Here is a 1,031-nt window from a genome sequence, read left to right as displayed (position 1 = left end):
CCATCTTGCCCCTCGCCCGCCCTCCCACCCAACCGGCCGGGGGCGGGAAGATCCACAGGGGCTACGCTGTCCTCCGCCGGGGCGGTGACGGGGCGGCCCGGAGCGGTCCGAACGGCGGTTTCCCCCGCACAGGGGTGCGGGGGCCGCGGGGGACCGCGGAGCGTTGCGAGAAGGGGCGGGCCACACCACCATGATGGGACCGGCGCACTCATTGTCCGGAGCGGCAGCCTGGGTGGGGGTCGCGGTGGCCACCGCCCTGGCGGGCCATCCGATGCCCTGGCCGGTGCTGGTGGCCGGCACCCTCATCTGCGCGGGGGCGGCCCTCGCCCCCGACCTGGACCAGAAGTCCGCCACCATATCCCGTGCCTTCGGTCCCCCATCGAAGTGGCTGGCGGGGCTGATCGACAAGCTGTCGGTCGCCGTGTACAACGCCACCCGGGGCCCGCGGGACCGGCGCCGTACCGGCGGCCACCGCACCCTGACCCACACCTGGCTGTGGGCCGTCCTCATGGGGGTCGGTTTCTCCGCCGCGGCCATCCACTGGGGCCGCTGGGCGGTCCTGGGCATCCTCTTCGTGCACATGGTGCTCGCGGTGGAGGGCCTGTTGTGGCGGGCCGCGCGGATCTCCAGCGACATCATGGTGTGGTTGTTGGGAGCGGCGACCGCCTGGATCCTCGCCGGCATCCTCAACCAGCCGGGCAACGGCTCGGAGTGGCTCTTCCCCGGTCAACCGTATCTGTGGATCGGCATACCCATCGTGCTGGGCGCCATGGTGCACTGTGTCGGCGACGCCCTGACCATCTCCGGGTGCCCCTTCCTGTGGCCGCTGAAGATCAAGGGGCGGCGCTGGTATCCGCTGGGCACGCCGCGCTTCATGCGGTTCCGGGCCGGGGCGTGGGTGGAGAGCAACGTCCTGATGCCCGGCTTCATGGTCGCCACGGCGGCCGGCGGCATCGCGGCCGTGATGCTCGCGGCCTGACGCCGGGGGCCGGGCCCTCCGCCGGGCGGAGGGCCCGCGGGGACGGGGTCGG

1 protein-coding gene is annotated in these 1,031 nt (G+C 73.4%); it reads left to right on the top strand.

What is annotated here, in order from left to right:
* Positions 1-190 precede the first annotated feature (190 nt).
* Positions 191-979 (top strand): metal-dependent hydrolase, encoded by a 789-nt coding sequence (locus FOE67_RS26750; protein ID WP_182667397.1) that lies wholly within the window; start codon positions 191-193, stop codon positions 977-979.
* Positions 980-1,031: the final 52 nt, after the last annotated feature.

Origin of the sequence: Streptomyces calidiresistens, from assembly GCF_014141525.1 — a bacterium.
GTDB lineage: Bacteria > Actinomycetota > Actinomycetes > Streptomycetales > Streptomycetaceae > Streptomyces > Streptomyces calidiresistens.
This window is presented reverse-complemented; position numbering and strand designations above follow the sequence as displayed.